Here is a 22,870-nt window from a genome sequence, read left to right on the forward strand (position 1 = left end):
GAATAACCTATAAAAATTTCCTAAAAATAGGTGTTTAAAAAGAGGGAAGAAGAGGACCCGTATTTCAAGGCGGTGCAGCTTTGAGTACTGGAACGTATGCAGCTAATGCGTGGGGAACGAAAAAAGCAAGACAACACAGAAATTGATGCGTCATATTCACCGCATTCTAAAAAACCTCTAAAAATAGGTGTTTTGATTAGTACATGACTCTCCACTCCTTCATAGGCTATTAATGTAAGGCAGATGAAGGAAAGGAGATAAAGAAAATGAATGGAAGACCATGTGTAATGCCACCTATTGTTCATCCAACGAAATGCTGCACGCAGCATCATTGTTTTAAAACAATTGTTCCACATATTCATCCTTCTCATACGCAACATGTAAACCATCATATGTATCAACATATGCATTATTACCCACACACAGAGTCTGTTGCAAATGAGGTATCAAACCAACACTTCAGTTGTGGTGGTGGAAGACCACCAGGACCAGGATTTGGACCAATGGGTCCTCAAGGACAGATGCCTATGGGTCCTCAAGGACAAATGCCAATGGGCCCTCAAGGACAAATGTTTGGACCACCAGGACCATTTGTTGGCCGATAATAACAAAAACACAGTTTTTAAAACCGAGCGTATAATACGCGTTAATCAAACAGGAACTGTAACGGTTCCTGTTTTACATAATATGAAAGAAATATACTTTACAAGGGAGGAGTTAAAGCATGATTAGGGTCGTTGCAATTACTGGCTATAAGCCTTTTGAATTGGGTATTTTTGGACAAGATCACCCTGGTATCGGATATATTAAACTAGCGCTAAAAAAACAATTGATTCCCTTGATTGAAAACGGACTTGAATGGGTTATCATTAGCGGACAACTTGGCGTTGAGCTTTGGGCTGCAGAACTTACCTATGAACTACAAGAGGATTACCCAGACCTGAAGCTTGCTGTGATTACTCCCTTTCTTGAACAAGAAGAAAACTGGAACGAAACAAACAAAGAATATTATCAGTTTATATTATCCCAAGCTGATTATGTAAATAGCATCACGAATAGAAAATATGATAATCCATCCCAATTTCGCTTGAAAAACGCTTTTTTTCTAGATAAAAGTGATGCTTTGTTGATTCTATATGACGAGGAAAAAGATGGTAGTCCACGTTATATCTACGGTGATGCTAAAAAGAAATGTGAAAATGAGAATTATTCGCTTATCACCATTAATGCTTATGATTTACAGACAATTGTTGAAGAAGAACAATACGCTAATAACGACTTCTAATGGAGTTACTACAATAAAATTGACAATACATGAAAATTTTGAAAAAATAGGTGTAGGAATAATGGGGAAAGTGTATCGAGGTGAAAGTATATGATAACTGATAAAATAAATTTGACTGCTACACAAATACTTGAAAAAGAATTTAAAACAAGCATGAAAGGCTATAAACAAGAAGAAGTTGATAAATTTTTAGATCTGATTATTAAGGATTATGAAACATTTACTCAAGAAATTGAAGAGCTACAGGCAGAGAATCTCCGATTAAAGCGTCAACTCGAAGATTCATATAAAAAACAACCACAAGCTCAGACAGGTACAACGAATTTTGATATATTAAAACGTTTATCAAATCTTGAAAAACATGTTTTTGGTAGTAAGCTGTACGATTGATCTCAATTTCCTATTAATGATGGGAAAAATTACAAGTGACTAATCACTTGAAATCGTACTATTTTTTTACTATACTATTCCTTGCACACATTAATAACGTTCGGGTAATCGCTGCAAGGCAACTTGCAGAGGAAAGTCCATGCTCGCACGGGCTGAGATGTCCGTAGTGTTCGTGCCTAGCGAAACGATAAGCTAGGGTAGTAGAGCCATGTGCTTTGCTAACGGCAGGGAAAAAACCTAAGTCCGTTTGGATATGGTTTGACTACCTTTAAAGTGCCACAGTGACGAAGTCTTGTAAGAAATTACAAGAGTGGAACGAGGTAAACCCCACGAGCGAGAAACCCAAATAATGGTAGGGGCACTTTCTTTCTCGGAAATGAACGAGAAGAAGGACAGACGTTTGAACGTCTGTAGATAGATGATTACCACCGGAGTACGAGGTAATATTCGTTTTACCGTTTGAAGTACGAAGGAACAAAACATGGCTTACAGAACGTTATTAACAAAACGAATCAATATGAATAATGAAGCAAGAAGCAAAGCTCTTCATATATGAAGAGCTTTTTATATGCACAAATTTTATTTTTCCTACTGCATACCTTGCTTTACGTCAACAATTTCTTTATTCTTTTACTAGAAAGCAATGTATACATAGTTAGGGTGAACGAAATGGGAAAAGTAACACTGATTGCCACAGCGGCAATGGGAATTGAATCAATCGTGGCTAAAGAAGTTCGAGATTTAGGCTATGAATGCACGGTTGAAAATGGAAAAGTGACATTTGAAGCCGATGAACAAGCCATCTGTCGAAGCAACCTTTGGCTTAGGACGGCAGATCGAATAAAACTAAAGGTTGGTGAATTTAAAGCGACAACCTTTGATGAATTATTTGAAAAAACAAAAGCCCTTAATTGGGGAGAGATTATTCCAGAAAATGCGGAATTTCCTGTAATCGGAAAATCGGTAAAATCTAAGCTTTTTAGTGTCTCTGATTGCCAAAGCATTGTAAAAAAAGCGGTTGTGGAAAGTCTCAAGAAGCACTACCGCAAGACTACAGGGTGGTTTGAGGAAACAGGTCCATTATTCCGTATTGAAGTAGCTTTGTTAAAAGATGTAGCAACATTAACGATTGACTGCAGTGGTGTTGGACTTCATAAACGAGGGTATCGTGCAGGACAAGGGGAAGCTCCATTAAAAGAAACACTTGCTGCAACACTAGTTATGTTAACAAATTGGACGGCAGATAAACCTTTTGTTGACCCATTTTGTGGTTCGGGGACGATTCCAATTGAAGCTGCTTTAATTGGGCAAAACATCGCTCCAGGTTTTAACCGTGATTTTGTATCAGAGGACTGGGATTGGATTGGTAAAAAGAGATGGAATGATGCTCGTCAAGAAGTAGAGGATTTGGCGAAATATGATCAACCCCTCGATATAAGTGGGTTTGATATAGACCATCGGATGATACAAATTGCAAAAGATAATTCTGATGAAGCAGGTTTTGGTGATATTATACAATTTAAACAGATGCAAGTAACTGACTTTACAACCACAAAGGAATACGGTGTAATAGTTGGAAATCCCCCATATGGAGAAAGACTTGGTGAAAAGAAACAAGTAGAAGAAATGTATCGCAGAATGGGAGAAGTTTTTCGCCCACATGAGACATGGTCTGTATATATGCTAACCTCACATCCAGAATTCGAACAATTATACGGAAAGCCTGCTACAAAAAAACGTAAGTTGTTTAACGGGTTTATTCGAACCGATTATTATCAGTATTGGGGCAAAAGACCGCCAAGAGACCGTTAAAAAGTTCTTACATATGTATAGTTTTACGTAAAAGTTCATATACTCTATTGGTGTCTATTAATTTTCCAGGAGTGGTTGAACAATGGATTATCTTGATTTTAAAAAAATTCAAGATGCGTTGAATGTTACACACAGGGCACTTGAAAGTGAAATGGGAGAAGAAATGGATCCATTAAAATCCATCTCAAATGCAAAAAATGACCTACTTCGTGCCATTTCTCATTCAACTGCGATTGATGTTGACTTCTTACGATATAAAACTGAAATGTAAGAGATGATTTGAAAAACTCGCTTTTGGCGGGTTTTCTTTTGTTTTTGTTTACATATTGACTTCACACTTGCACTAGTAGATAATTTAATTTTGCGTGTAACTTGGTTTTGGGGGTTTTTATATATGATTGGAGAAGGGCTGCCTTTTCAAATATCTAAAAATGATAATTTCTTTGATAAGTTAAATGAATGGATTGGTGATGTCTTTTATGACATCTTGCCTGAAAAAGGCTTTGAGCTCCGAGATGAGCAAATTTTTATGGCATTTCAGCTAGAAAGAGCATTTAAGGAAAAGTCAATTGTGTTCGCAGAGGCAGGTGTAGGTACTGGAAAAACCATTGTATACCTGTTATATGCGATTTGTTATGCCCGATATATGAGAAAGCCTGCGATTATTTCTTGTGCAGACGAATCTCTAATTGAACAACTTGTGAAGCCTGAGGGGGATATTGCAAAAATAGCGGAGGCACTCGATTTAAATATAGATGTTCGACTTGCAAAAGCACAGGATCAATATTTGTGCTTGCGAAAATTAGAAAATGCCACTCGCCGAACAACTGATGAAAAAATTTCAAAAGTTTATGACGAGTTGCCTGATTTTGTTCATAGCCATTCTACCATGCAAGCTTTCAAACCTTACGGTGACAGAAAAACATATCCTGACCTTACAGATGAGGAATGGAAGGGTATATCATGGGATAGTTTTCAAGACTGCTTTACTTGTGATTTGCGCCACCGTTGTGGATTGACACTTTCAAGAGATCATTATCGTAAAGCAGTTGATTTAATTATCTGTTCCCATGATTTTTATATGGAGCATGTGTGGACAATGGAATCTAGAAAAAGAGAAGGTCAGTTACCGTTTTTACCAGACAGCAGTTGTGTTGTCTTTGACGAAGGTCATCTACTTGAACTCTCTGCTCAGAAGGCACTAACCTATCGGGTTAAAGAAACCACATTGGAATCTCTTTTAACGAGGCTGTTAGAAAATGATATCCGTGAAGAGTTTGCACAATTAATTGAGGACACAATCGAACAAAATGAAGAGATTTATAGAAGTTTAGATGAAAACAGTGTTGCAGTTGAAGGCTCTGAGCGTATGGACATTGAGCGAACAGAACACCTGGTTAGGAAGGCGAAGAAGCTACACCAGATGATTGTGGAGGTTGGCAATAATCTTGTATTTGAGGCAGAAACCTATACAATTGATGAATATGAATTACATATAGTCGACGAATATTTAGATCAAATGGAATATTCCTTAAAGATATTTAGTGAAGAAAACAATGCGATTACCTGGGTAGAGGCAGACGGAGAGCATCAAACACTAGTCATTATGCCACAGGCCGTTGAAACCATTTTGGCTGAAAAAGTATTTTCAAAAAATATTCCGTTTGTATTTTCTTCCGCTACACTATCTGAAAATAAGTCATTCGACTATATCGCAAATAGTTTAGGAATTAGGAAATATGAATCTTTTTCGGTTGAATCACCATTTGACTACGATCATCAGATGAAGATTCACATGCCCGTGTTTGATACAAGTGAAGATATGTTCAGTTCAAAATATAAAGTTGCTTTGAATGAAATGAAGAAATCGGAAGGAAGAGCACTCCTTCTATTTCATTCCAAGGAAGAGCTCAAAAGATTTAAAGAACATTGCAATATTGAAACATATGAAGTTCTATTCGAAGGCGATCAAGAAATCAGTAGACTTGTTTCAAGATTCCAAAATAATGAACATAGTATTCTTTGTTCCGTTTCTTTATGGGAGGGACTTGATATTCCAGGTCCGTCATTATCTAATGTTATTATTTGGTCACTCCCGTTCCCACCGAATGATCCCGTTTTTCAAGCAAAACGTAAGAGTTCAGAAAATCCATTTGAACAAGTGGATTTACCTTATATGTTACTTCGTTTAAGACAGGGAATTGGTCGGCTTATTCGCTCAAATGAGGATGCAGGAAATATTAGTATCTTTGTCGAAGATACAGTTACGGATGTAGTAATTGATAAAGTGAAAAATGTACTGCCAACTAAGGTGAGCGAATAGGGGGAAGTAAGAATGTCTGAATTAAACCAGATTGAAAAACAATTTCTAGAACTTGTTAAGAAAATGACAAGCTATAATGAGGCCATAGGGCTAATGTATTGGGATTTGCGCACGGGTGCTCCCAAAAAGGGAGTAGAACAGCGCTCAGAGGTCATCGGAATGTTATCATCTGAAGTCTTTGCTATGTCCACATCGACTGAAATGGAGAGATACTTAAACGAATTAACTTCTCCACAGGCGCAAGGCCAAATTAGCAAGATTACAAAGAAAGTCGTAGAAGAATGTCAAAAGGAATTTGAACGTAATAAAAAAATTCCTGCAGATGAATATCGTGAGTTTGTAATTCTTCAATCAAAAGCGGAATCTGTTTGGGAGGATGCAAAAGAAAAATCTGATTTTGACATGTTCTGTCCATTTTTAGAAAAGCTTGTTGATCATACAAAGAAATTTATTGGCTACTGGGGTTATGAAGGAAATAAATATAACACATTGCTTGATATGTATGAGCCAGGTGTTACAGTTGAAGTGGTTGATCAAGTCTTTGCTCAATTACGCGAAAAAATCGTCCCATTAGTAAAGGCAGTAAATGAATCAGAACACAAACCAGAAACCTCATTTTTATATAATGAATTTCCAAAGGAAAAGCAACGAGCATTTAGTTTAGAAGTTCTTAAGAAAATAGGGTATGATTTTGATGCTGGCCGCCTTGATGAGACAGTGCATCCATTTGCGATAGGATTAAATCCTGGGGATGTTCGTGTAACGACAAACTATGTGGAAAATGATTTTAGAACGGCAGTATTTGGTACCATTCATGAAGGTGGACATGCACTTTACGAACAAAATATTTCATCGGATTTAGTAGGGACTAACCTTGCAGAAGGAACTTCAATGGGAATCCATGAATCTCAGTCCCTATTTTACGAAAATATGGTCGGACGCAGTCTACCATTTTGGAAGAATAATTTTGATTTATTAAAACAATATGCTAGTGGTCAATTTGATCAAGTTTCTGTTGAGAAATTTTACCGTGCCATTAATGAATCGAAGCCATCTTTGATTCGAATTGAAGCAGACGAATTAACATATCCGCTACATATCATGGTGCGTTATGAAATTGAAAAGGCACTTTTTAATGATGAGATAGAGGTTAAGGATCTACCTGAAATTTGGAATGCAAAATATGAAGAGTATTTAGGCATTCGTCCAGATAATGATTCGAAGGGTGTCCTGCAAGATGTCCATTGGGCAGGGGGAAGCTTCGGTTATTTTCCTTCCTACGCACTAGGATACATGTATGCAGCCCAATTTAAAAATCAGATGGAAATAGACTTACCAAATTATCATGAACTACTGGAAAAAGGAAACTTATTTCCTATTCAAGAATGGTTGACCGAACATATTCATAAATATGGAAAACTAAAAAAGCCATTAGAAATTATTAAGGATGTTACTGGAGAAGAGTTAAATGCGGAGTATTTAATCCAGTATCTAGAAGCGAAATATAGTGAAATCTATAAATTATAAGAAAGAAGCTACACAACTTGAGTTGTGTAGCTTCTGTATTTTCGTCGAGTTTCTTATAGAATATGCTTGAATGGTTTTGCTCCTGGTGGTGCATTTTGTATCATATCGACAAATGGTATTGAATAGGCGATAAAGATTAATACGAGCAATACACCAACCCAAAGCTTCCAGTTTTCTAAAAGCATTGGAGTTTTTTCAGCTTCTTCTGATACTTCACCGACAGGGAATTCTGTTTCACCTTTTGGTGCAAAGAAAGCAAGATTAATAAAGATAATAACGATTAAGATGATTCCGATAAAGAGAATTGAACCACCAATCGCTTGAGCAATTTGGTATGGGACCCATTCCATCGCTTGTGCAGAATCACCATATGTCGAGAACGCAGAACGTCTAGGTGCTCCTAATAATCCTGCAAAGTGCATTGCAGCTGACATGAATGTCATTCCAATTGTCCATACAATAGTTTGAATAACCGCCAATCTGTTCATTGCCTTTGTCATCACACGACCTGTTAAATGAGGTATTAACCAATAGGCGATACCAAAGAACGTTAATATCACAGTTGCTGCAACGGTTAAATGAAAATGTCCAGTAACCCAAATTGTATTATGAATCACTTGGTTCATTTGGAAACTTGCATTAATAATTCCGCCAGCACCACCAGGAATAAAGAATAACATACCAATGAATGGTGCTAAGAAACGTGCATCTCCCCAAGGGAGCATTCTAAACCATCCAAATAGGCCTTTAGCACCCTTTGATCTTCCGTACAATTCAAACGTTGCAAACAAGGAGAATGCAGTCATTAGTGATGGAATAATAACCATGAAAGTTAGAACAACCTGTAAGTATTTCCAGTTTGGATCAATACCTGGTTCAGTTAACTGGTGGTGGAATCCAACTGGAATTGAGAATAACAAGAACAGAACAAATGATAGTCGAGCTAACGCATCTGAGAAAATCTTTCCTCCGATAATTTTTGGAATGATTACATACCAAGCCATATAAGCTGGTAATAACCAGAAATAAACTAGTGGGTGACCAAAATACCAAAATAATGTTCTAGTAATAAGGACATCAATTGTTTCAATCCAACCAAATGACCATGGAATAAACTGAATAAGCACACTTGCTGCTACACCAAGTGTTGCAACTAACCATAAAATCATGGTCATAATTGCCATGAAGCTTAATAATGGTGTAACTTGCCCAGGGTTTTGCTTCTTCCATTGACCAAAATGAGTAAACATTGCAAATCCACTAATCCAACTACCAACCACAACAAGTGCTAATCCAATATAAAAGAAAGGATGTGCTTGTAGGGGAGCATAGAATGTATATAATACAGATGCTTCACCTAAAAGGATAGTAGTTGCTGTTGATGTTGTACCAATTGCCATCGTCCAAAACCCAATCCAACCAGCTAAACGTCGCTTGCTTGAAAGGGTTCCTGCTGTTTTACTTAAACTTGAAAATAAGAATCCAATGATAAAAAACGTAGTAAGTACAAGACCTAATAAAACACCGTGTACCGTTAATAATTGATAATAGCCAATTCCAGCAGGTAATGTATATTTTCCTGATCGGACAAGTGTTTGTAGTAATCCTGCCAATCCACCAATAAACAATGCAGCGAAGGCAACATAAAAATGCGCCATTGCTAATTTTCCGTCTCGTTTGTCTATTCTAACGACTGAGTTCGCCATTATTCGGTCACCTCAACTTTTGACATCATTAAGTGGTGTCCAACCCCACAATATTCATTACATAACACTAAAAATTCGCCAGTTTTAGAAAAAGTTTGTGTATAAGTGCTGATATATCCTGGTTCAACCATCATGTTGACGTTTGTACCAGCAATTGCGAATCCATGAACAACGTCTTTTGTAACAACATTAAATGTAACTTCAGCGCCTTTTGGAATTTCTATCGTACTAGGTGTATAGGCAAATGCTTCTGCCACAAGGTTTACCTCATATTTATTTCCTTCAATATGAATAAGTCCAGGATTATCAAATGGTGCTGTTTCAGTTACTTTTTCAGGATCGATTGTCTTGATACTACTAGCTGGCTTGTGACCCATTGCGAAGGCACCAACACCAACAATAATTAGGAATACAATTAGTATCCCAATTCCAAATGTGAGCCATATTTTTTCTAATTTGTGCAGATGCATGGCTACTTCCCCTTTCAAATTTTCATATTCTTTTTTTAGTCTTTTTCTCATAAAATAAGACAAGACATCATTTAAAGGTTTTACTCTTTTACTCTTTTTCATAGGCTAAGAGATGATTGTTATAATCTATCTAAGAACAAGATATAAACTCCTAGCCAAGTTACAATTAAGAAAACACCTAGTAACATTACGGAAACAAAAGTGCCTTTTAGTGAAGTTTTTTCATCTTCCATTTTTGTTTTTTGGATTTTTTTTGTTGTCTCTAGCTTTGCCATTCCCCACGCCCCCTTTAAGCAAAAATTCATTGGTTTTTACACTTTCATCATACAAAACAAATTTCTAAAATCTAGATGGTTTTGAGTAATTCACAAATTGTTCATTCCTCAGTTAATCACTATATTAATAGTGAAAAATTAATAAAACAGTGATTTTAATCACATTCGGGTCAGTGAATATTTGAAAAGTTTGTGACAAACCGATAACAGCATGTAAGCGATAAACATATACTATTTTGAAAAGGATGTGAGTAAATGATCAGGTATTATTGCTCAAAATGTCATACGCTCCTCTTAAATAACAAAGAAAGATGTTTTAAATGTGGGCATGGAGTAATTTCACAGATAGATATTAATGTTCAAAATAATGCTAAGAAACCTTCTTAATCACTATTTTTAATAGTGGTTTTTTATTGATCATGTTTTATGAAAATAATAAATAAGATTATTTAAGCAAAAGAACATTTTTGGATTTCAATCACATACTGGGCACCTCCACCATACTCTAATGTAGGCAATTGACTACAAGGAGGTATGGCGGTTATATGGCAAAAGTGAAAAATTATTATGCGGGCACCAATTCAAGTGTTGGTTTTTATTCATTGTATGATGAAGCATTAGCGGGGCTGGAAACTCTCTATATTTTAAAAGGCGGACCAGGAACAGGAAAATCCACCTTCATGCGAAAAATTGGTCTTGTGTTTATGGATAAAGGGTATGATCTTGAATACTTACACTGCTCTTCTGATAATCACTCAATTGATGGAATCGTGATTCCACAACGAAAATTAGGGTTTGTAGACGGAACCGCACCACATGTAATTGAGCCCAAATATCCTGGAGTTGTGGAAAAGGTAATCGACCTTGGCCAATTTCGTAATGATGAATATTTGAAAGAATTCAAAAGTGAAATCATTGAATTGACGGACGATATTTCTAAGAATTTTGAAAATGCCTATAAAACATTTGCCGAAGCAAAGAAGGTTCATTTAAAGCGTGAGGATATTTATGTTTCTTCAATGAGCTTTAAAAAGGCTGACATGGTTCTTGAAAATTTAATTGATGCGATTTTTAGCAAATCATTCGAAGCGGAAGAAAATCCAACGAAGAGGAAGCGATTCTTTGGGGCTGCAACACCTAAGGGCGCAGTGAACTTTATTGATAATATTACAGAAGAATATGAGAAGCGCTATATTATTAAAGGAAGACCAGGAAGCGGAAAATCCACGTTGATGCGAAAAATTGCAAAATATGCAGAACAAAAAGGATTATCAGTAGAGTATTTTCATTGTGCCTTCGATCCGAAAAGCATTGATATGATAATTATCCCAAAATTAAGTGTGTCCATTGTAGATGGAACTGCACCACACGTTGTCGATCCTTTCCGTGAACATGATGAAGTGATCGATATGTTTGCATTATGTATGGATCCAAAAATTGAAAACACCTTTAAAAAGGAAATCGAAGAACTAAATTTAGAATACAAAAGTAAAATGACCATTGGTACGAACTACTTAAGTGAAGCAAAGCGATTGCATGATAAGCTTGAAGAGTATTACAGAGCTGCGATGGACTTTGAAGCAATTGACAGAAAACGCGAGGAGATCGTTAAAACGTTACTAGAAAAATAAAAAAATTCAAAGCTAGCCAAAATTTTACTAGTGATTGTTTGTAACGTTTGAGTTATACTATAATTGCACAACAACAAAACAACTCCTTTGAAACGTGAGCTTTCCCACTCTATGGGGAAGCTTTTTTTATGCTTTTTTCGATATTTGCATACTTCTTGTAAAACTGGAAAAAGTAACCTTATGAGTTCTATAAGCGCTTTACACCGTTCGTTTAGAAAGGATGTCCTTCCATGCCTAAAATCATTTCAGTTGGAATTTGCAATCCACCACATAAAATTCATCAGTCAAAAACCACAGAATTCATAAGGGATTTGTTTTATGAACAATTTCCAGATATTGATCGGTTAATTAAGGTATTTGCAAACAGTGAAATTGAAGAAAGATATTTCAGTGAGGCATTAGAGTGGTATGGCGAGGACCATAGCTTTGAAGAAAAAAATAGCACATATATTGAAAAAGCAGTTACGTTTGGCTCAGAAGCGATACGAATCTGTCTGTCCAACCAACAACTTCTTGAAGAATCCATAGATATAAGAGAAATCGATGCTATTTTTTTTGTCTCTAGCTCTGGAATAGCTACACCGAGCATTGAAGCAAGAATTATGAATAAAATGGATTTTAACCCTCATACGAAACGAATTCCGATTTGGGGGTTAGGATGTGCTGGTGGTGCGGCGGGACTAGCTAGGGCGTTTGATTACTGTAAAGCATATCCGAAATCAAAAGTACTTGTCTTAGCAGTGGAACTATGCAGTTTAACCTTTCAGAAAAATGATTTCACTAAAAGTAATCTAATTGGTACGTCCTTATTTGCGGATGGCTCAGCAGCAGTATGTATTGTTGGAGATGAGGCTATTCATCACACGGTGACAAAAGTATTACCGACATTTGTTTCCTCTCAGTCTACATTAATGGAAGAGTCAGAAGATGTAATGGGATGGGATATTAAAAATACAGGTCTTCATGTTATCTTTTCAAAGGATATCCCAAGTATTGTGAAATCATGGTTAAAAGGGAATGTGGATGCATACTTGCATGCACATCAGCTTGAAATGATGGATATAAAGCATTTTATTGCCCATCCAGGAGGTAAAAAAGTATTAGACGCATATGAATCTGCCCTTGAAATTCCTGGGGCTATGACAGCTATAGCAAGAAAAATTCTACGCAGGCAGGGCAATATGTCCTCTGTAACAGTGCTTTATGTACTCAAGGAATTTATGGAGAAACAGCTTGGAAAAGAAAAGGATTATGGGCTCGTAACAGCCTTAGGCCCTGGATTTAGCTCAGAATTAGTGCTTCTACAATGGAGGAAATAAGATGATATTTTGGATTTTTGTAGCATTTGTGATTACTCAAAGATTGATTGAATTGGTACTTGCAAATAGAAATGAAAAATGGATTTTATCCCAAGGTGGATATGAGGTAGGACAACGTCATTATAAATATATCGTATTTTTACATATATTATTTTTTGTATCTCTTCTCATTGAGGTTGTCTATTTTAATAAAGAGCTATCGTCCTACTATCCGATCCTTTTTCTATTGTTTGTATTAACACAGTTAGGAAGGGGATGGGTCCTTTTTTCATTAGGAAAGTATTGGAATACGAAGATCATGATTTTGCCACAAGGACAAGTACAAGTAAAAGGTCCATATAGATATTTCAAGCATCCGAATTATCTAATTGTAGCATGCGAGTTCGTGGTAATTCTTTTGTTGTTTCAAGCATATATTACAGCGGTAGTTTTTTCATTATTGAACCTTGTCATCATGTCAGTCCGAATTCCAATTGAAGAACGAGCGTTAGGGGTGCATGAAGAATATCGCCAGCTAGGTATGGAACGGCACCGCATATTTCCATATTACATAAGGTCTTTGAAAAAGAATTGATGCAAAACCAGGGTATCCTGGTTTTTTTGCGATGTTTTAACCAATATAAATAGGAAGCTGAAAAATATAGTCCATATAATGAATGTTGGAACAATGACTAATAATGCCGTGTTCTAGGTGGAAACGGCTTTGTAATGTGACTTTGTTACCTAAACTCATAACTAGTGGGGATGAGGAAAACCATACTGAGTGATGTTTTACTTTATCTATAAATAGTTTCTTAATTTTCTGCTTTGTCAAAAGTATGGTAAGTAGAGTAAAATACACTTATATACATTACTATGAATGGGACAATAAGGGGATAAGACATGATTCAAACACAACAACCAAGCATTACGAAGGAAGATTTGGAAAAAAGACTAACTTCCTTATATGATATTTTCGAAAAAAACAAAGACAATGAAAGTTGTTCTAAAATTCTTCAGTTGCTAAAGAAACTAGTGAACTCAGAATATATGATTGGTTTTTCTGGACATTTCTCAGCGGGGAAATCGAGCATGATTAATGAACTCATAGGGGAGAGCCTTCTGCCATCAAGCCCGATTCCAACTAGCGCAAACTTAGTAAAAGTAAAGCAGGGGCGTGAGTATGCACGAGTTTATTACCATGATGGAAAAATCATTGAGTACCCTGCACCCTATGATTATGATGTGATTAAATCTTATGCAAAAGATGGAGAAGCAGTCGAATCCATTGAAATAAGCCATGACAATATGAAACTTCCACCACAAGTTACCGTCATGGATACGCCAGGTATTGACTCAACTGATGATGCTCACCGTGTTTCTACGGAATCGGCACTGCATTTAGCTGATTTGCTTTTCTATGTAATGGACTATAACCATGTCCTATCCGAGTTAAACTTTCAATTTACAAAGGAGCTAACTGACCGAAATAAGACGGTTTATTTAATCGTTAACCAAGTTGATAAACATAAAGAGTCAGAGCTAAGCTTCTCTTCATTCAAAAAGGGAGTAGAAGAGGCGTTTCGAAATTGGAATGTAGCGTACTCAAACATTTTTTATACAACTTTAAAAGATTCAACGAATGAGCATAACCAGTTTCATGAAGTACAGAAACTGCTTCAAGAAAAAATTGCTAATAAAGATCGTCTTTTATTAGAAGGTATCTTTCATTCAGCGAAACAAATTATATTGGAGCACATTGCATTTCTTGATGATAAGAATGCCCTTGAACTTGATGCGACAAAGGAAATATTAGAGCCTTTAACTGAGTCTCAAAAGCAAAGCATTCCATCTCGAATCGAAGAATTATCCGAACAATTGACTGGCTTTGAAAAAGAATGGGAACGACTTGAAACAGAGTTTATGGAAGAAGTTGACTCCATCTTATCAAATGCAATTTTAATGCCGTTCCAAACAAGGGAGCTAGCGAAGAACTACGTTGAATCTGCACAACCAAATTTTAAGATCGGATTATTATTCTCCAAAAATAAAACAGAAAAAGAACGTGAAGATCGACTAAATGCCTTTTTTACGGATGTCCAAGAAAAAATGTCAACTCAATTAGAATGGCATCTAAAAGATTTTGTAGGAAAGTTTGTAGCGGGTCTACGAATTCCAACACCACCGACTGGAAATGAACTTGCTACCACGCTGACACCTGAGGAACTTCAACAATTAGTCAAGCCAGGAGCAGGTGTTACAGGAGAATATATATTAACCTATACAGATGATGTAAGTCATTATGTGAAACGAAAATATAAGCAAAAAGCTGTTACAATCTTACATGATATTCTTGAGCAAGTTAAGGCTGGCAGTTCTAAGGAAGTAAAGGAAGTAAAATCTGAAATAGAAAAATATAAAATTTATCAGGAAGCATATACAATCTTAAAAAACTTTGAAGCTAAACGTACAGAATTGCGAAAAAAACTTGACGATATCATGGAAGGAAAGTCTGAATCAGTTCAGTCTGAATCAGCTGAAAAACTATTAGCGCAATTTACCGAAAATGTGGTGATTTCGTCAACAGAAGCGATTTTACAAGAGATGGAGAACCAAAAAGAGACAAAACCCGAATCAATAAAAAAAGTGGAGCCTCAAGCAAAAGGGAATAAAGGTTTATCTGAACAGGCGATTCCGCACTTGGAGAAAGCTTATGAGTTAATTAAGCCAATAACAGGACTATCTATGCTCGCGAAGGATATTCAGGATAAGGCGTATCGCTTAAAGCATAAACATTTCACCGTAGCTTTATTTGGAGCGTTTAGTGCAGGAAAGTCTTCATTTGCGAATGCGTTAATGGGAAAAAAGGCACTTCCAGTTTCGCCAAACCCAACGACAGCAACCATAAATAAAATAACCTTTCCAACAGCAGAGCATAAGCATGGGACGGTACGAGTGAAAATCAAATCGGAAAACCAGTTATTAGAGGACATTAATCATTCTTTACACATATTTGAAGAAAAGGCGAATGAACTTGAAGGTAGTTTAGGTATCATCCAATCAAAAATAAGCAATACCGAAAAAATTGAAGCAAAAGAAAAACCACATTTTTCTTTCTTAAACGCAGTAGTTGCTGGTTTCGAAAACTTGGCTTCAAGACTAGACCAGGTCATTACGACAGATATGAATGGTTTTAATGAATATGTCGCAAATGAAGAAAAGGCATGTTTTGTTGAATGGATTGAGCTTTATTACGATTGTCCATTAACACAACAAGGTATCACATTAGTTGATACACCAGGTGCCGATTCCATTAATGCTCGCCACACAGGTGTTGCTTTTGAGTATATAAAAAATGCAGATGCAATTCTTTTTGTAACGTATTACAACCATGCATTCTCTAAAGCAGATCGTGAGTTTTTGATTCAGCTTGGACGGGTGAAGGATACATTCAGTATGGATAAGATGTTCTTCATTATTAATGCAGCTGACTTAGCTAACTCAACGGCAGAGTTAGAGGATGTAAAAGACTATGTCGTTTCACAACTGGTGAGTTATGGTATTCGTTTTCCACGCCTGTATACCTTATCAAGTCGGGCAGCTTTACTTGAAAAACTCGGCGAAGTTAGTCAAAAGGATCGTGGCATACTTGAAACATCAGGTATTGAGCGCTTCGAAGCTGATTTTCATTCGTTTGTTATTGACGAATTAACCGAGGTAACGGTGAATGAAGGTTATAGAGATATTCAACGTGCCATGACAATCATCGATTCCTATATACAGTCGGCTAAGGAAGATAAGGACAAAAAGCAAGCTAGACTTGAGGAAGCGAAAGAGCAGCATGAAAAGACGAAGTTGATTGTAGCAGAAATGGATGAAAAGAAAGCGTTTGATGCTGTCAAACAGGAAATTAAAGAACTAAGTTACTATATTAAGCAAAGAGTGTTCCTTCGAGTATCCGATATGTTTAAGGAAGCATTTAACCCGTCATCCTTAAGAGATGATGGCCGTGATTTGAAGAAGGCTCTTCAATCTTGTCTAAGCGAATTTTTAGAATCCGTTGGATTTGACTTAGCTCAAGAAATGCGTGCCACTTCTTTACGAGTTGAAGCATATATAACGAAGCGATTACAGGGGCAGCTTGCCTCCATTAATGAGCAAATTAGATCAATTAATGCGAATTTGAGTGTTTCAGAGTCTACTGAGCTCAGTTTCGAAACGATTGAATTTAAGACGGGACTTGTTAATGATGATCATTCCCGTTATAAAAAGGCATTAGCAATGTTTAAAAATCCAAAGACATTTTTTGAGAAAAACGAGAAAAAGCAAATGCAGGATGAACTTGAAAGTCTGTTAGATGCACCCATTGACTTCTATCTTGAAGAAAACAAAGCGAACCTTGTTGATTTTTATAAACAAGAATTTACGAAAGGGATGGAAACACTTCAAGACAATGCACTGCAGGAAATTGAAGAGTATTTTGATGGAGCCACAAAGATTCTATCTGAGGACATTGATATCGCAAGTCTAGAACATGTTTATGGTACAATAAGCGAGTATTATAATGAACGTATGGGGTGATTGATTTTGGGACATTCAAAATCCAAATACCATGCGTGTGCAACCTGTGTACATTTTGTTGCCGAGCGAATAGACGGCAATATGATATACAGATGTGGACGCTTGGGTTATCATACTAAGCCAGCTTATCAATTTAATTGCTGGGAACCAAAGCCCCATATAGTAAAGTTAATGAAAAAGGAATCATCGGAGGAGTAACTATGTCAAACGTACATGAAGCAATTACAAAACATTCAAATTCCCAGCACGAACTTGTAAAAACTTTCGTGGGCCTAGAGCAACAGCGAGAATTTTATATTGATGAAGCTGTGGCATTAGCGAAACAAAATAAAGAATTCACGGTTGATAAAATCAATCAAGTAACAATTCAGATGAATAAACTTGCCCAAAAAGGAATTGTGCCGTTACGAAAGCTCGTAACCGAACAAATGGTCAAAGAATACGCACATCGAAAATAAACGGTTAAAATAACAGCTATACTCTCTAGCTGAGGATAAAGCATGCATGACAGGTAACAATAACATTAATCTCACATAAAGGAGACATGCATGTGAAAAAAGGAAAACAACCGATTTCGAAAAAGGATAAAAAGCAGGAAGGCAAAGGGACTACCCCTTATCATTTCGCTTCCTATGCAGAAGTTGAAGTAGAGAAAATGAGAAGTAAGTAATAGGAGTAGAGGGTATTATGCCCACTAAATTTATGTTTAAGCAAATGTATGAATCATAAGTCCTCTTTTTTAGAGGGCTTTTTTCATTTCTTGGAAAGAACATACAAACGTATGCACGTTTCATATATGATATAATCCTTTTTATGAGGATGTTTAGACAGGGAGGATATGTGAATGAGAAATCAGGTTATGTTAATAGATGGGATGGCTTTATTGTTTCGTTCTTTTTATGCAACAGCAATGAGCGGATATTTTATGGTGAATAGTAAGGGAGTTCCTACAAATGGAATTCATGGATTTGTAAAGCATATGATGACAGCAGTAAATAAGTACAAGCCTACACATGTAATATGTTGTTGGGATATGGGGAGTTCCACATTCCGTACGGAAATGTATAGTGAGTATAAAGCGAATCGTGGGGCACCACCAGAAGAATTAATCCCGCAATTTGATCTTGTGAAGGACGTCGTTGAATCATTTGATATACCAAACGTTGGTCTTTCTGGTTATGAGGCAGATGATTGCATCGGTACACTTGCTAAAAAATATAGTCAAGAATCAGAAGTACTAATTCTTACTGGAGACCAAGACATTTTACAGCTATTAGACGATCATATTACTGTTCTAATTATGAAAAAAGGAATCGGAAATTACGCTGAATATACGAGTGAAAGCTTTATAGCGGAAAAAGGGATTCGCCCAGAGCAAATGGTTGACCTAAAAGCATTAATGGGAGATACAAGTGATAATTACCCTGGCGTCAGAGGAATCGGCGAAAAAACTGCATTAAAACTACTTCAACAGTTCGAATCGATTGAAGGAATCCTTGAAAATGTTGAAAACCTAACGAAAGCTCAAAAAACAAAAATTAAAGAAGACTTGGACATGCTGCATTTATCTCGAAAACTAGCGAGAATCCATTGCGAAGTCCCAATTGATTGCTCACTAGACGATGCCATTATTCAAATTAACCGCGATAAAGTACATGAAAAGTTCTCTGAGCTTGAATTTAAAGGCTTGGATCAATTTATTGGATAAAATAATTAAATTTGAATTAAGGTACCTTCAATAACGAAATACTGTCACTATTTATAGAATACTGTCAATAGACAATGAAATACTGTCACTATTATTAAAATACTGTCACTAAAAAATAAATACTGTCATTAACAAGATGTATGTGGGATGCGCCAACACTAGTGCATCCCACATATATTTTATATCTTCGTATTTGATTTCTTCGCTTTGTTTTCTAGCTTAGTTTTGGGTTCCATAGAGAATTCTGTATCTTCATTATAGCCTTGTGGATTCACGCCCTTTGGAGCTTTCCCACGATTGTTCGCTTTTTGTGCCATAAAAAGTCACCTCCATTTCGTATTATTTCCAACCTATTTTGGATTATGTCTTGTATAGAAAATGAGATGAACTAGGAAACTAACCATGAGGTGAGAATCGTGAACAAAGGGATACTTACAGCATTACTAACAATCGGACTTGCTCAATTCTTAAAAATTCCGATTAAGAAAACAAGAACAGGTAAATGGGATTGGGGTACATTTTTTGAAACAGGTGGAATGCCAAGCTCTCACTCAGCAGGTGTTTCCTCACTCGCTACATTTATAGCGTTAAAAAGAGGTATGCCAACAATTGATTTCGCATTATCCACCGTATTTGGATTAATTGTTATGTACGATGCTCAAGGAATACGCCGTCAATCAGGGGAACTTACAATTAAAGTTAACGAACTTGACGAACAAATAGAGCGATTAGCAGGACAAGAGGACCATCACTACCATGATCTGAAAGAAAAAAAATTAAAAGAAAGACTGGGTCATCAGCCACAAGAAGTAATTGGTGGTGCTTTATTTGGAATGCTTACAGGTACAATAGCCCATTTTTTAACAAAAAAATCGTAGAATTTCGACAAAAAATGCGGTACTATTAGGATAGTAGAATTTGTATTTTTTGTTAGGGATGGGGACAATTGTATACATTAGAAAATAAAGTAGAAGAATATTTGCAGTTTTTGGCACAAAAAGGCTTTATTCTTGGAGAGGATGCAGCAGGTTTTATTTCTTTTGGGCAACAATATACGAGAGCCTCAGATGAAATTGTCATTGTAGCAATTGAAATCACATTGAAAGCACAAAAGGAATTTGACGGCAGTTTTTTCATCTCCCTATTAGAGATGTTCAAGGAAAATCAGATTCAAGGACGGAAGCAAGCATATCGATTTATAGAAGAGCGAAATATTATGGCATAAAACCCTTGGACTTTTTTGTCCAAGGGTTTTTCAAGAATTGTTTTTTCTGATGCCTAACCTTGCTAGTTCGTCTGCCACTTTATTTTGGCTACTTGGTATCCACTTAAGAAAAAAAAGATCCAACTCATTAGAAAGTTTTAATGCATTTTCAAGTAATGGTGCGAATTTTTTGTTTTTAACATACTCTTTTGCAATTGCTCGGTCAACAAGCTGTGAATCAGTTCGAAACGAAACAATTTTATAGTTTTTTTCAACACATATTTCAAGACCTTTAAGTAGAGCATAATATTCAGCTTCGTGGTTCGTCATGATTCCGAGTGGAATGGAATGTTTCTCAACAATGCCATTTCCTTTGATAAAAATGCCAGCACCTGAAGGACCAGGATCACCAGCACTCGCGCCGTCTATATACACTTCAATCATCAAATGCCTCCAAAAAAATTTACTATAAGCGCATTTTATCACTTTAGTGGCTTATGTGTGAAGAGAATGAGTAAAATAAGATAATCCTAATTTCAATTCTCAAGCAATGTCTATTTTGCAATGAATGATAATTTTGGATGTTTTTGCTACAGTACTATTTGTCGGACTTGTACAGAATATTGTAGTGCATCGTTAACGTTTCACTTTATAATGCTTATGTATTTGTTTCTAGCAGCATAGAATATCATAGTGTATGTATTTGAAAAGAAGTCGAATTGATTTACGAATGGTATAATGAGTAAAAAATTAGGGAAAATGAAGATACATTCCAAATGAGAGGGTGAGCATGATGAAACTTAGATTGGAATGGACATATAAAACGCCCAAAAATCAGGTTATTACTTTAATGTCGGATGAAGTTTCTGTTGAAGAGGCATTACGAATTGCGGATGATTTCGAGAAAACGGGACGTACAAAGGACCTCGTTTTTTATGACCAACGCCATACAAAATGGACGAAAAAAGAACTGACGAAGTTGATTAAAGAGATTGAAACCGAACCTCAGGATATTATTGCGTATTTTGATGGTGGGTATGATAAACAATCTGGTAGAGCAGGCCTAGGTGTTGCGATATATTTTACTCAAAATAAAAAACCATATCGAGTCAGAGTTAACGAAGTATTTGAAGAAATGGATTCAAATAACGAAGCAGAATATGCAGCTTTTTGGTTACTGTTACAGACTTTAGAGGAGTTGGGCGTGCATCACTCCACGGTTACCTTCAAAGGAGACTCTCATGTTGTACTAAATCAATTATCGGGTGAGTGGCCTTGTTTTGAAGAAAATTTAAACAAATGGCTAGACCGAATTGAAGAGAGAATTGAAAAATTAGGAATTCTTCCTAATTATGAACCTATTGGACGGAAGCAAAATGCGGAGGCTGATAAACTAGCTACACAAGCACTAGAAGGCACGATTGTTTCGAGTAAAATTGAAATTAAGGGGTAACTAAAATTATTGGTATTTGCTCTGATTATTTGGCCCTTATGTCATAGTAGTGTATTTTGTCTTTAACTAATGCTCGATCAGTTTCTTGAAATAAATCGTTGCACAGTTAGGGTGCATTCTTTTAACTCTCATATAACATGTTAGTTCTAATGCGCTTATCCATATTGAAAAAGTGAGAAGCTCTGCTGAATAAAATTAAGCCTATCTGTCATACTCATAAAGTAAGTGAATCTGATGGTACATGATCGTAAGTGTAGGATGTCGTGTAACCGATGAAAACAGGAGTTGAATTACATGAAACGCAAGGAAATTATTTTGGAAGTTGGTGAAGTGCTTGACACCTATTGCCAAGATTGTTTTGTAAAAGAACATTTTAGAAAAGAATATGGTAAGCGCTATGCACAAAGTTTTTGTATTAAAGATTGTACGGTCGGTCAAAAGTTAAAAGAGTATGGAAAAAAATTATCGTAATATATAAAAAGGGCTCTTCGTAATAGAAAGAGCCCAAAGAAAAGGCTGATAAAAAAATCAGCCTTAGTTTCACATTATTAAAATGTTAGAATTATAGCTTTACAACGTTAGCAGCTTGAGGTCCACGATTTCCTTCAACAACTTCGAAAGAAACTTCTTGACCTTCTTCTAAAGACTTATATCCTTCACCTTGGATAGCAGTGAAGTGTACGAATACATCATCTCCACCTTCAACTTCAATGAAGCCAAATCCTTTTTCGTTGTTAAACCATTTTACTTTACCGTTTTGCATTATGCTTTTCCTCCTAAACCTTCGGCACAGTCGTGCAGCGTGAAAATTTTATCAAATAGCCACTCAATTTATGTATCTTTATAATAAAAAAGTATAAAAAGAATACTAAACTTCTAGCTAAATGATGCTTATAATATACAATCTAAATTGTGTTAAGTCAAGGGAATAAAGGGTTTTTTACGCATTATTGGAAAAAAATTGCGGAAAACATGAAAGCGGATTACAAAAATGATTTAAAATTTTCGTATATTCAATATTTATTGTGAAACTTCCATATTTTGATATAATCATAGAAACGAAATGTATGTGATGCTTACAAGTCATGATGTTAAACGAAAACCCTTCCATTTTTAGACGTTAGAATTCATAACAATACACAATAAATTCGATAACTATTTTAATAAAACGCTGTCGAGTCATCGTGTTAATTTGTAGGAGCCAGTT

Annotated in this window: 23 protein-coding genes and 1 other RNA gene; 18 read left to right on the forward strand and 6 right to left on the reverse strand. The window is 36.1% G+C overall.

Features of this window, described 5'->3' with window-relative positions; all coding sequences use genetic code 11:
• Nucleotides 1–266: 266 nt before the first annotated feature.
• From ACWPVE_RS17410 to ACWPVE_RS17445, 8 genes are all read left to right on the forward strand, one after another.
• Nucleotides 267–605: a CotD family spore coat protein gene (locus ACWPVE_RS17410; RefSeq protein WP_453995549.1), complete on the forward strand. Its 339-nt coding sequence runs from the start codon at nucleotides 267–269 to the stop codon at nucleotides 603–605.
• A gap of 122 nt (nucleotides 606–727) precedes the next feature.
• Nucleotides 728–1,285, forward strand: coding sequence for a DUF1273 domain-containing protein (locus ACWPVE_RS17415; RefSeq protein WP_453997609.1), 558 nt, complete (start codon nucleotides 728–730; stop codon nucleotides 1,283–1,285).
• 90 nt (nucleotides 1,286–1,375) lie between these two features.
• Nucleotides 1,376–1,675, forward strand: coding sequence for a cell division regulator GpsB (gene gpsB / locus ACWPVE_RS17420; RefSeq protein ID WP_453995551.1), 300 nt, complete (start codon nucleotides 1,376–1,378; stop codon nucleotides 1,673–1,675).
• A 96-nt stretch (nucleotides 1,676–1,771) separates the two neighbouring features.
• An RNA gene (rnpB, locus tag ACWPVE_RS17425) (RNase P RNA component class B) lies at nucleotides 1,772–2,169 on the forward strand.
• 175 nt (nucleotides 2,170–2,344) lie between these two features.
• Nucleotides 2,345–3,487 carry a THUMP domain-containing class I SAM-dependent RNA methyltransferase gene (locus ACWPVE_RS17430; protein WP_453995553.1) on the forward strand — a complete coding sequence of 381 codons (1,143 nt, stop codon included), beginning with the start codon at nucleotides 2,345–2,347 and terminating at the stop codon, nucleotides 3,485–3,487.
• A gap of 82 nt (nucleotides 3,488–3,569) precedes the next feature.
• Entirely contained in the window at nucleotides 3,570–3,758 is a 189-nt protein-coding gene (locus ACWPVE_RS17435; RefSeq protein ID WP_453995555.1) for a hypothetical protein, read from the forward strand.
• A gap of 123 nt (nucleotides 3,759–3,881) precedes the next feature.
• Nucleotides 3,882–5,810: an ATP-dependent DNA helicase gene (locus ACWPVE_RS17440; protein WP_453995557.1), complete on the forward strand. Its 1,929-nt coding sequence runs from the start codon at nucleotides 3,882–3,884 to the stop codon at nucleotides 5,808–5,810.
• A 12-nt stretch (nucleotides 5,811–5,822) separates the two neighbouring features.
• Nucleotides 5,823–7,337, forward strand: a complete 1,515-nt coding sequence (locus ACWPVE_RS17445; RefSeq protein ID WP_453995559.1) for a carboxypeptidase M32 — start codon at nucleotides 5,823–5,825, stop codon at nucleotides 7,335–7,337.
• Between the two features lie 53 nt (nucleotides 7,338–7,390).
• Here ACWPVE_RS17445 and ACWPVE_RS17450 read toward each other — a convergent pair whose 3' ends face one another.
• From ACWPVE_RS17450 to ACWPVE_RS17460, 3 genes are all read right to left on the reverse strand, one after another.
• Complete coding sequence (locus tag ACWPVE_RS17450; RefSeq protein ID WP_453995561.1) at nucleotides 7,391–9,043, reverse strand: b(o/a)3-type cytochrome-c oxidase subunit 1; 1,653 nt, start codon at nucleotides 9,041–9,043, stop codon at nucleotides 7,391–7,393.
• Nucleotides 9,043–9,513 carry a cytochrome c oxidase subunit II gene (locus ACWPVE_RS17455; protein WP_453995563.1) on the reverse strand — a complete coding sequence of 157 codons (471 nt, stop codon included), beginning with the start codon at nucleotides 9,511–9,513 and terminating at the stop codon, nucleotides 9,043–9,045. The genes ACWPVE_RS17450 and ACWPVE_RS17455 overlap by 1 nt, the downstream gene beginning before the upstream one ends.
• 119 nt (nucleotides 9,514–9,632) lie before the next feature.
• Nucleotides 9,633–9,788: a cytochrome c oxidase subunit 2A gene (locus tag ACWPVE_RS17460; protein ID WP_453995565.1), complete on the reverse strand. Its 156-nt coding sequence runs from the start codon at nucleotides 9,786–9,788 to the stop codon at nucleotides 9,633–9,635.
• A 545-nt stretch (nucleotides 9,789–10,333) separates the two neighbouring features.
• Between ACWPVE_RS17460 and ACWPVE_RS17465 the strand changes: the two genes are divergently transcribed.
• The 6 genes from ACWPVE_RS17465 to ACWPVE_RS17490 all read left to right on the forward strand — a co-directional run bounded on the left by ACWPVE_RS17465 (nucleotide 10,334) and on the right by ACWPVE_RS17490 (nucleotide 19,006).
• Nucleotides 10,334–11,419 carry a PRK06851 family protein gene (locus ACWPVE_RS17465; protein ID WP_453995567.1) on the forward strand — a complete coding sequence of 362 codons (1,086 nt, stop codon included), beginning with the start codon at nucleotides 10,334–10,336 and terminating at the stop codon, nucleotides 11,417–11,419.
• A 230-nt stretch (nucleotides 11,420–11,649) separates the two neighbouring features.
• The gene (locus tag ACWPVE_RS17470) at nucleotides 11,650–12,738 is read left to right on the forward strand and encodes a type III polyketide synthase (RefSeq protein WP_453995569.1); all 1,089 of its coding nucleotides are present in this window, start codon (nucleotides 11,650–11,652) and stop codon (nucleotides 12,736–12,738) included.
• Nucleotide 12,739: 1 nt separating this feature from the next.
• Nucleotides 12,740–13,312, forward strand: coding sequence for an isoprenylcysteine carboxyl methyltransferase family protein (locus ACWPVE_RS17475; protein ID WP_453995571.1), 573 nt, complete (start codon nucleotides 12,740–12,742; stop codon nucleotides 13,310–13,312).
• Nucleotides 13,313–13,620: 308 nt separating this feature from the next.
• Complete coding sequence (locus tag ACWPVE_RS17480; protein ID WP_453995573.1) at nucleotides 13,621–17,298, forward strand: dynamin family protein; 3,678 nt, start codon at nucleotides 13,621–13,623, stop codon at nucleotides 17,296–17,298.
• Between the two features lie 200 nt (nucleotides 17,299–17,498).
• Nucleotides 17,499–17,756, forward strand: a complete 258-nt coding sequence (locus ACWPVE_RS17485) for a DUF2533 family protein (protein ID WP_453995575.1) — start codon at nucleotides 17,499–17,501, stop codon at nucleotides 17,754–17,756.
• A gap of 386 nt (nucleotides 17,757–18,142) precedes the next feature.
• Nucleotides 18,143–19,006: a 5'-3' exonuclease gene (locus ACWPVE_RS17490; protein ID WP_453995577.1), complete on the forward strand. Its 864-nt coding sequence runs from the start codon at nucleotides 18,143–18,145 to the stop codon at nucleotides 19,004–19,006.
• Between the two features lie 179 nt (nucleotides 19,007–19,185).
• On the opposite strand, the gene sspL is transcribed toward ACWPVE_RS17490, so the two are convergent.
• Nucleotides 19,186–19,323 (reverse strand): small, acid-soluble spore protein L, encoded by a 138-nt coding sequence (gene sspL / locus ACWPVE_RS17495; RefSeq protein ID WP_453995579.1) that lies wholly within the window; start codon nucleotides 19,321–19,323, stop codon nucleotides 19,186–19,188.
• A 99-nt stretch (nucleotides 19,324–19,422) separates the two neighbouring features.
• On the opposite strand from sspL, the gene ACWPVE_RS17500 reads away from it, so the two are divergent.
• Both ACWPVE_RS17500 and ACWPVE_RS17505 read left to right on the forward strand, forming a co-directional pair.
• Nucleotides 19,423–19,884 (forward strand): divergent PAP2 family protein, encoded by a 462-nt coding sequence (locus tag ACWPVE_RS17500; RefSeq protein ID WP_453995581.1) that lies wholly within the window; start codon nucleotides 19,423–19,425, stop codon nucleotides 19,882–19,884.
• Between the two features lie 68 nt (nucleotides 19,885–19,952).
• Nucleotides 19,953–20,231 (forward strand): DUF6123 family protein, encoded by a 279-nt coding sequence (locus ACWPVE_RS17505; protein WP_453995583.1) that lies wholly within the window; start codon nucleotides 19,953–19,955, stop codon nucleotides 20,229–20,231.
• Nucleotides 20,232–20,261: 30 nt separating this feature from the next.
• Here ACWPVE_RS17505 and ACWPVE_RS17510 read toward each other — a convergent pair whose 3' ends face one another.
• Nucleotides 20,262–20,654 carry a reverse transcriptase-like protein gene (locus ACWPVE_RS17510; protein WP_453995585.1) on the reverse strand — a complete coding sequence of 131 codons (393 nt, stop codon included), beginning with the start codon at nucleotides 20,652–20,654 and terminating at the stop codon, nucleotides 20,262–20,264.
• Between the two features lie 349 nt (nucleotides 20,655–21,003).
• On the opposite strand from ACWPVE_RS17510, the gene ACWPVE_RS17515 reads away from it, so the two are divergent.
• On the forward strand, nucleotides 21,004–21,663 hold the full coding sequence (locus ACWPVE_RS17515; protein ID WP_453997611.1) for a ribonuclease H family protein: 660 nt from the start codon (nucleotides 21,004–21,006) through the stop codon (nucleotides 21,661–21,663).
• 294 nt (nucleotides 21,664–21,957) lie between these two features.
• Nucleotides 21,958–22,134 carry a zinc-finger domain-containing protein gene (locus ACWPVE_RS17520; protein ID WP_453995586.1) on the forward strand — a complete coding sequence of 59 codons (177 nt, stop codon included), beginning with the start codon at nucleotides 21,958–21,960 and terminating at the stop codon, nucleotides 22,132–22,134.
• 91 nt (nucleotides 22,135–22,225) lie between these two features.
• Here the strand turns inward: ACWPVE_RS17520 and cspD are convergent, their stop codons facing one another.
• On the reverse strand, nucleotides 22,226–22,426 hold the full coding sequence (gene cspD, locus ACWPVE_RS17525) for a cold-shock protein CspD (RefSeq protein ID WP_010283969.1): 201 nt from the start codon (nucleotides 22,424–22,426) through the stop codon (nucleotides 22,226–22,228).
• Between the last annotated feature and the right edge of the window lie 444 nt (nucleotides 22,427–22,870).

The sequence above is a fragment of the Bacillus nitroreducens genome (genome assembly GCF_964021195.1).

Coding starts and splice junctions, on each gene's coding strand:
- ACWPVE_RS17410 (WP_453995549.1), top strand. CDS start 267: ATGAATGGAAGACCATGTGTAATGCCACCTATTGTTCATCCAACGAAA.
- gpsB (WP_453995551.1), top strand. CDS start 1,376: ATGATAACTGATAAAATAAATTTGACTGCTACACAAATACTTGAAAAA.
- ACWPVE_RS17430 (WP_453995553.1), top strand. CDS start 2,345: ATGGGAAAAGTAACACTGATTGCCACAGCGGCAATGGGAATTGAATCA.
- ACWPVE_RS17435 (WP_453995555.1), top strand. CDS start 3,570: ATGGATTATCTTGATTTTAAAAAAATTCAAGATGCGTTGAATGTTACA.
- ACWPVE_RS17440 (WP_453995557.1), top strand. CDS start 3,882: ATGATTGGAGAAGGGCTGCCTTTTCAAATATCTAAAAATGATAATTTC.
- ACWPVE_RS17445 (WP_453995559.1), top strand. CDS start 5,823: ATGTCTGAATTAAACCAGATTGAAAAACAATTTCTAGAACTTGTTAAG.
- ACWPVE_RS17450 (WP_453995561.1), bottom strand. CDS start 9,043: ATGGCGAACTCAGTCGTTAGAATAGACAAACGAGACGGAAAATTAGCA.
- ACWPVE_RS17455 (WP_453995563.1), bottom strand. CDS start 9,513: ATGCATCTGCACAAATTAGAAAAAATATGGCTCACATTTGGAATTGGG.
- ACWPVE_RS17460 (WP_453995565.1), bottom strand. CDS start 9,788: ATGGCAAAGCTAGAGACAACAAAAAAAATCCAAAAAACAAAAATGGAA.
- ACWPVE_RS17465 (WP_453995567.1), top strand. CDS start 10,334: ATGGCAAAAGTGAAAAATTATTATGCGGGCACCAATTCAAGTGTTGGT.
- ACWPVE_RS17470 (WP_453995569.1), top strand. CDS start 11,650: ATGCCTAAAATCATTTCAGTTGGAATTTGCAATCCACCACATAAAATT.
- ACWPVE_RS17475 (WP_453995571.1), top strand. CDS start 12,740: ATGATATTTTGGATTTTTGTAGCATTTGTGATTACTCAAAGATTGATT.
- ACWPVE_RS17480 (WP_453995573.1), top strand. CDS start 13,621: ATGATTCAAACACAACAACCAAGCATTACGAAGGAAGATTTGGAAAAA.
- ACWPVE_RS17485 (WP_453995575.1), top strand. CDS start 17,499: ATGTCAAACGTACATGAAGCAATTACAAAACATTCAAATTCCCAGCAC.
- ACWPVE_RS17490 (WP_453995577.1), top strand. CDS start 18,143: ATGAGAAATCAGGTTATGTTAATAGATGGGATGGCTTTATTGTTTCGT.
- sspL (WP_453995579.1), bottom strand. CDS start 19,323: ATGGCACAAAAAGCGAACAATCGTGGGAAAGCTCCAAAGGGCGTGAAT.
- ACWPVE_RS17510 (WP_453995585.1), bottom strand. CDS start 20,654: ATGATTGAAGTGTATATAGACGGCGCGAGTGCTGGTGATCCTGGTCCT.
- ACWPVE_RS17515 (WP_453997611.1), top strand. CDS start 21,004: ATGAAACTTAGATTGGAATGGACATATAAAACGCCCAAAAATCAGGTT.
- ACWPVE_RS17520 (WP_453995586.1), top strand. CDS start 21,958: ATGAAACGCAAGGAAATTATTTTGGAAGTTGGTGAAGTGCTTGACACC.
- cspD (WP_010283969.1), bottom strand. CDS start 22,426: ATGCAAAACGGTAAAGTAAAATGGTTTAACAACGAAAAAGGATTTGGC.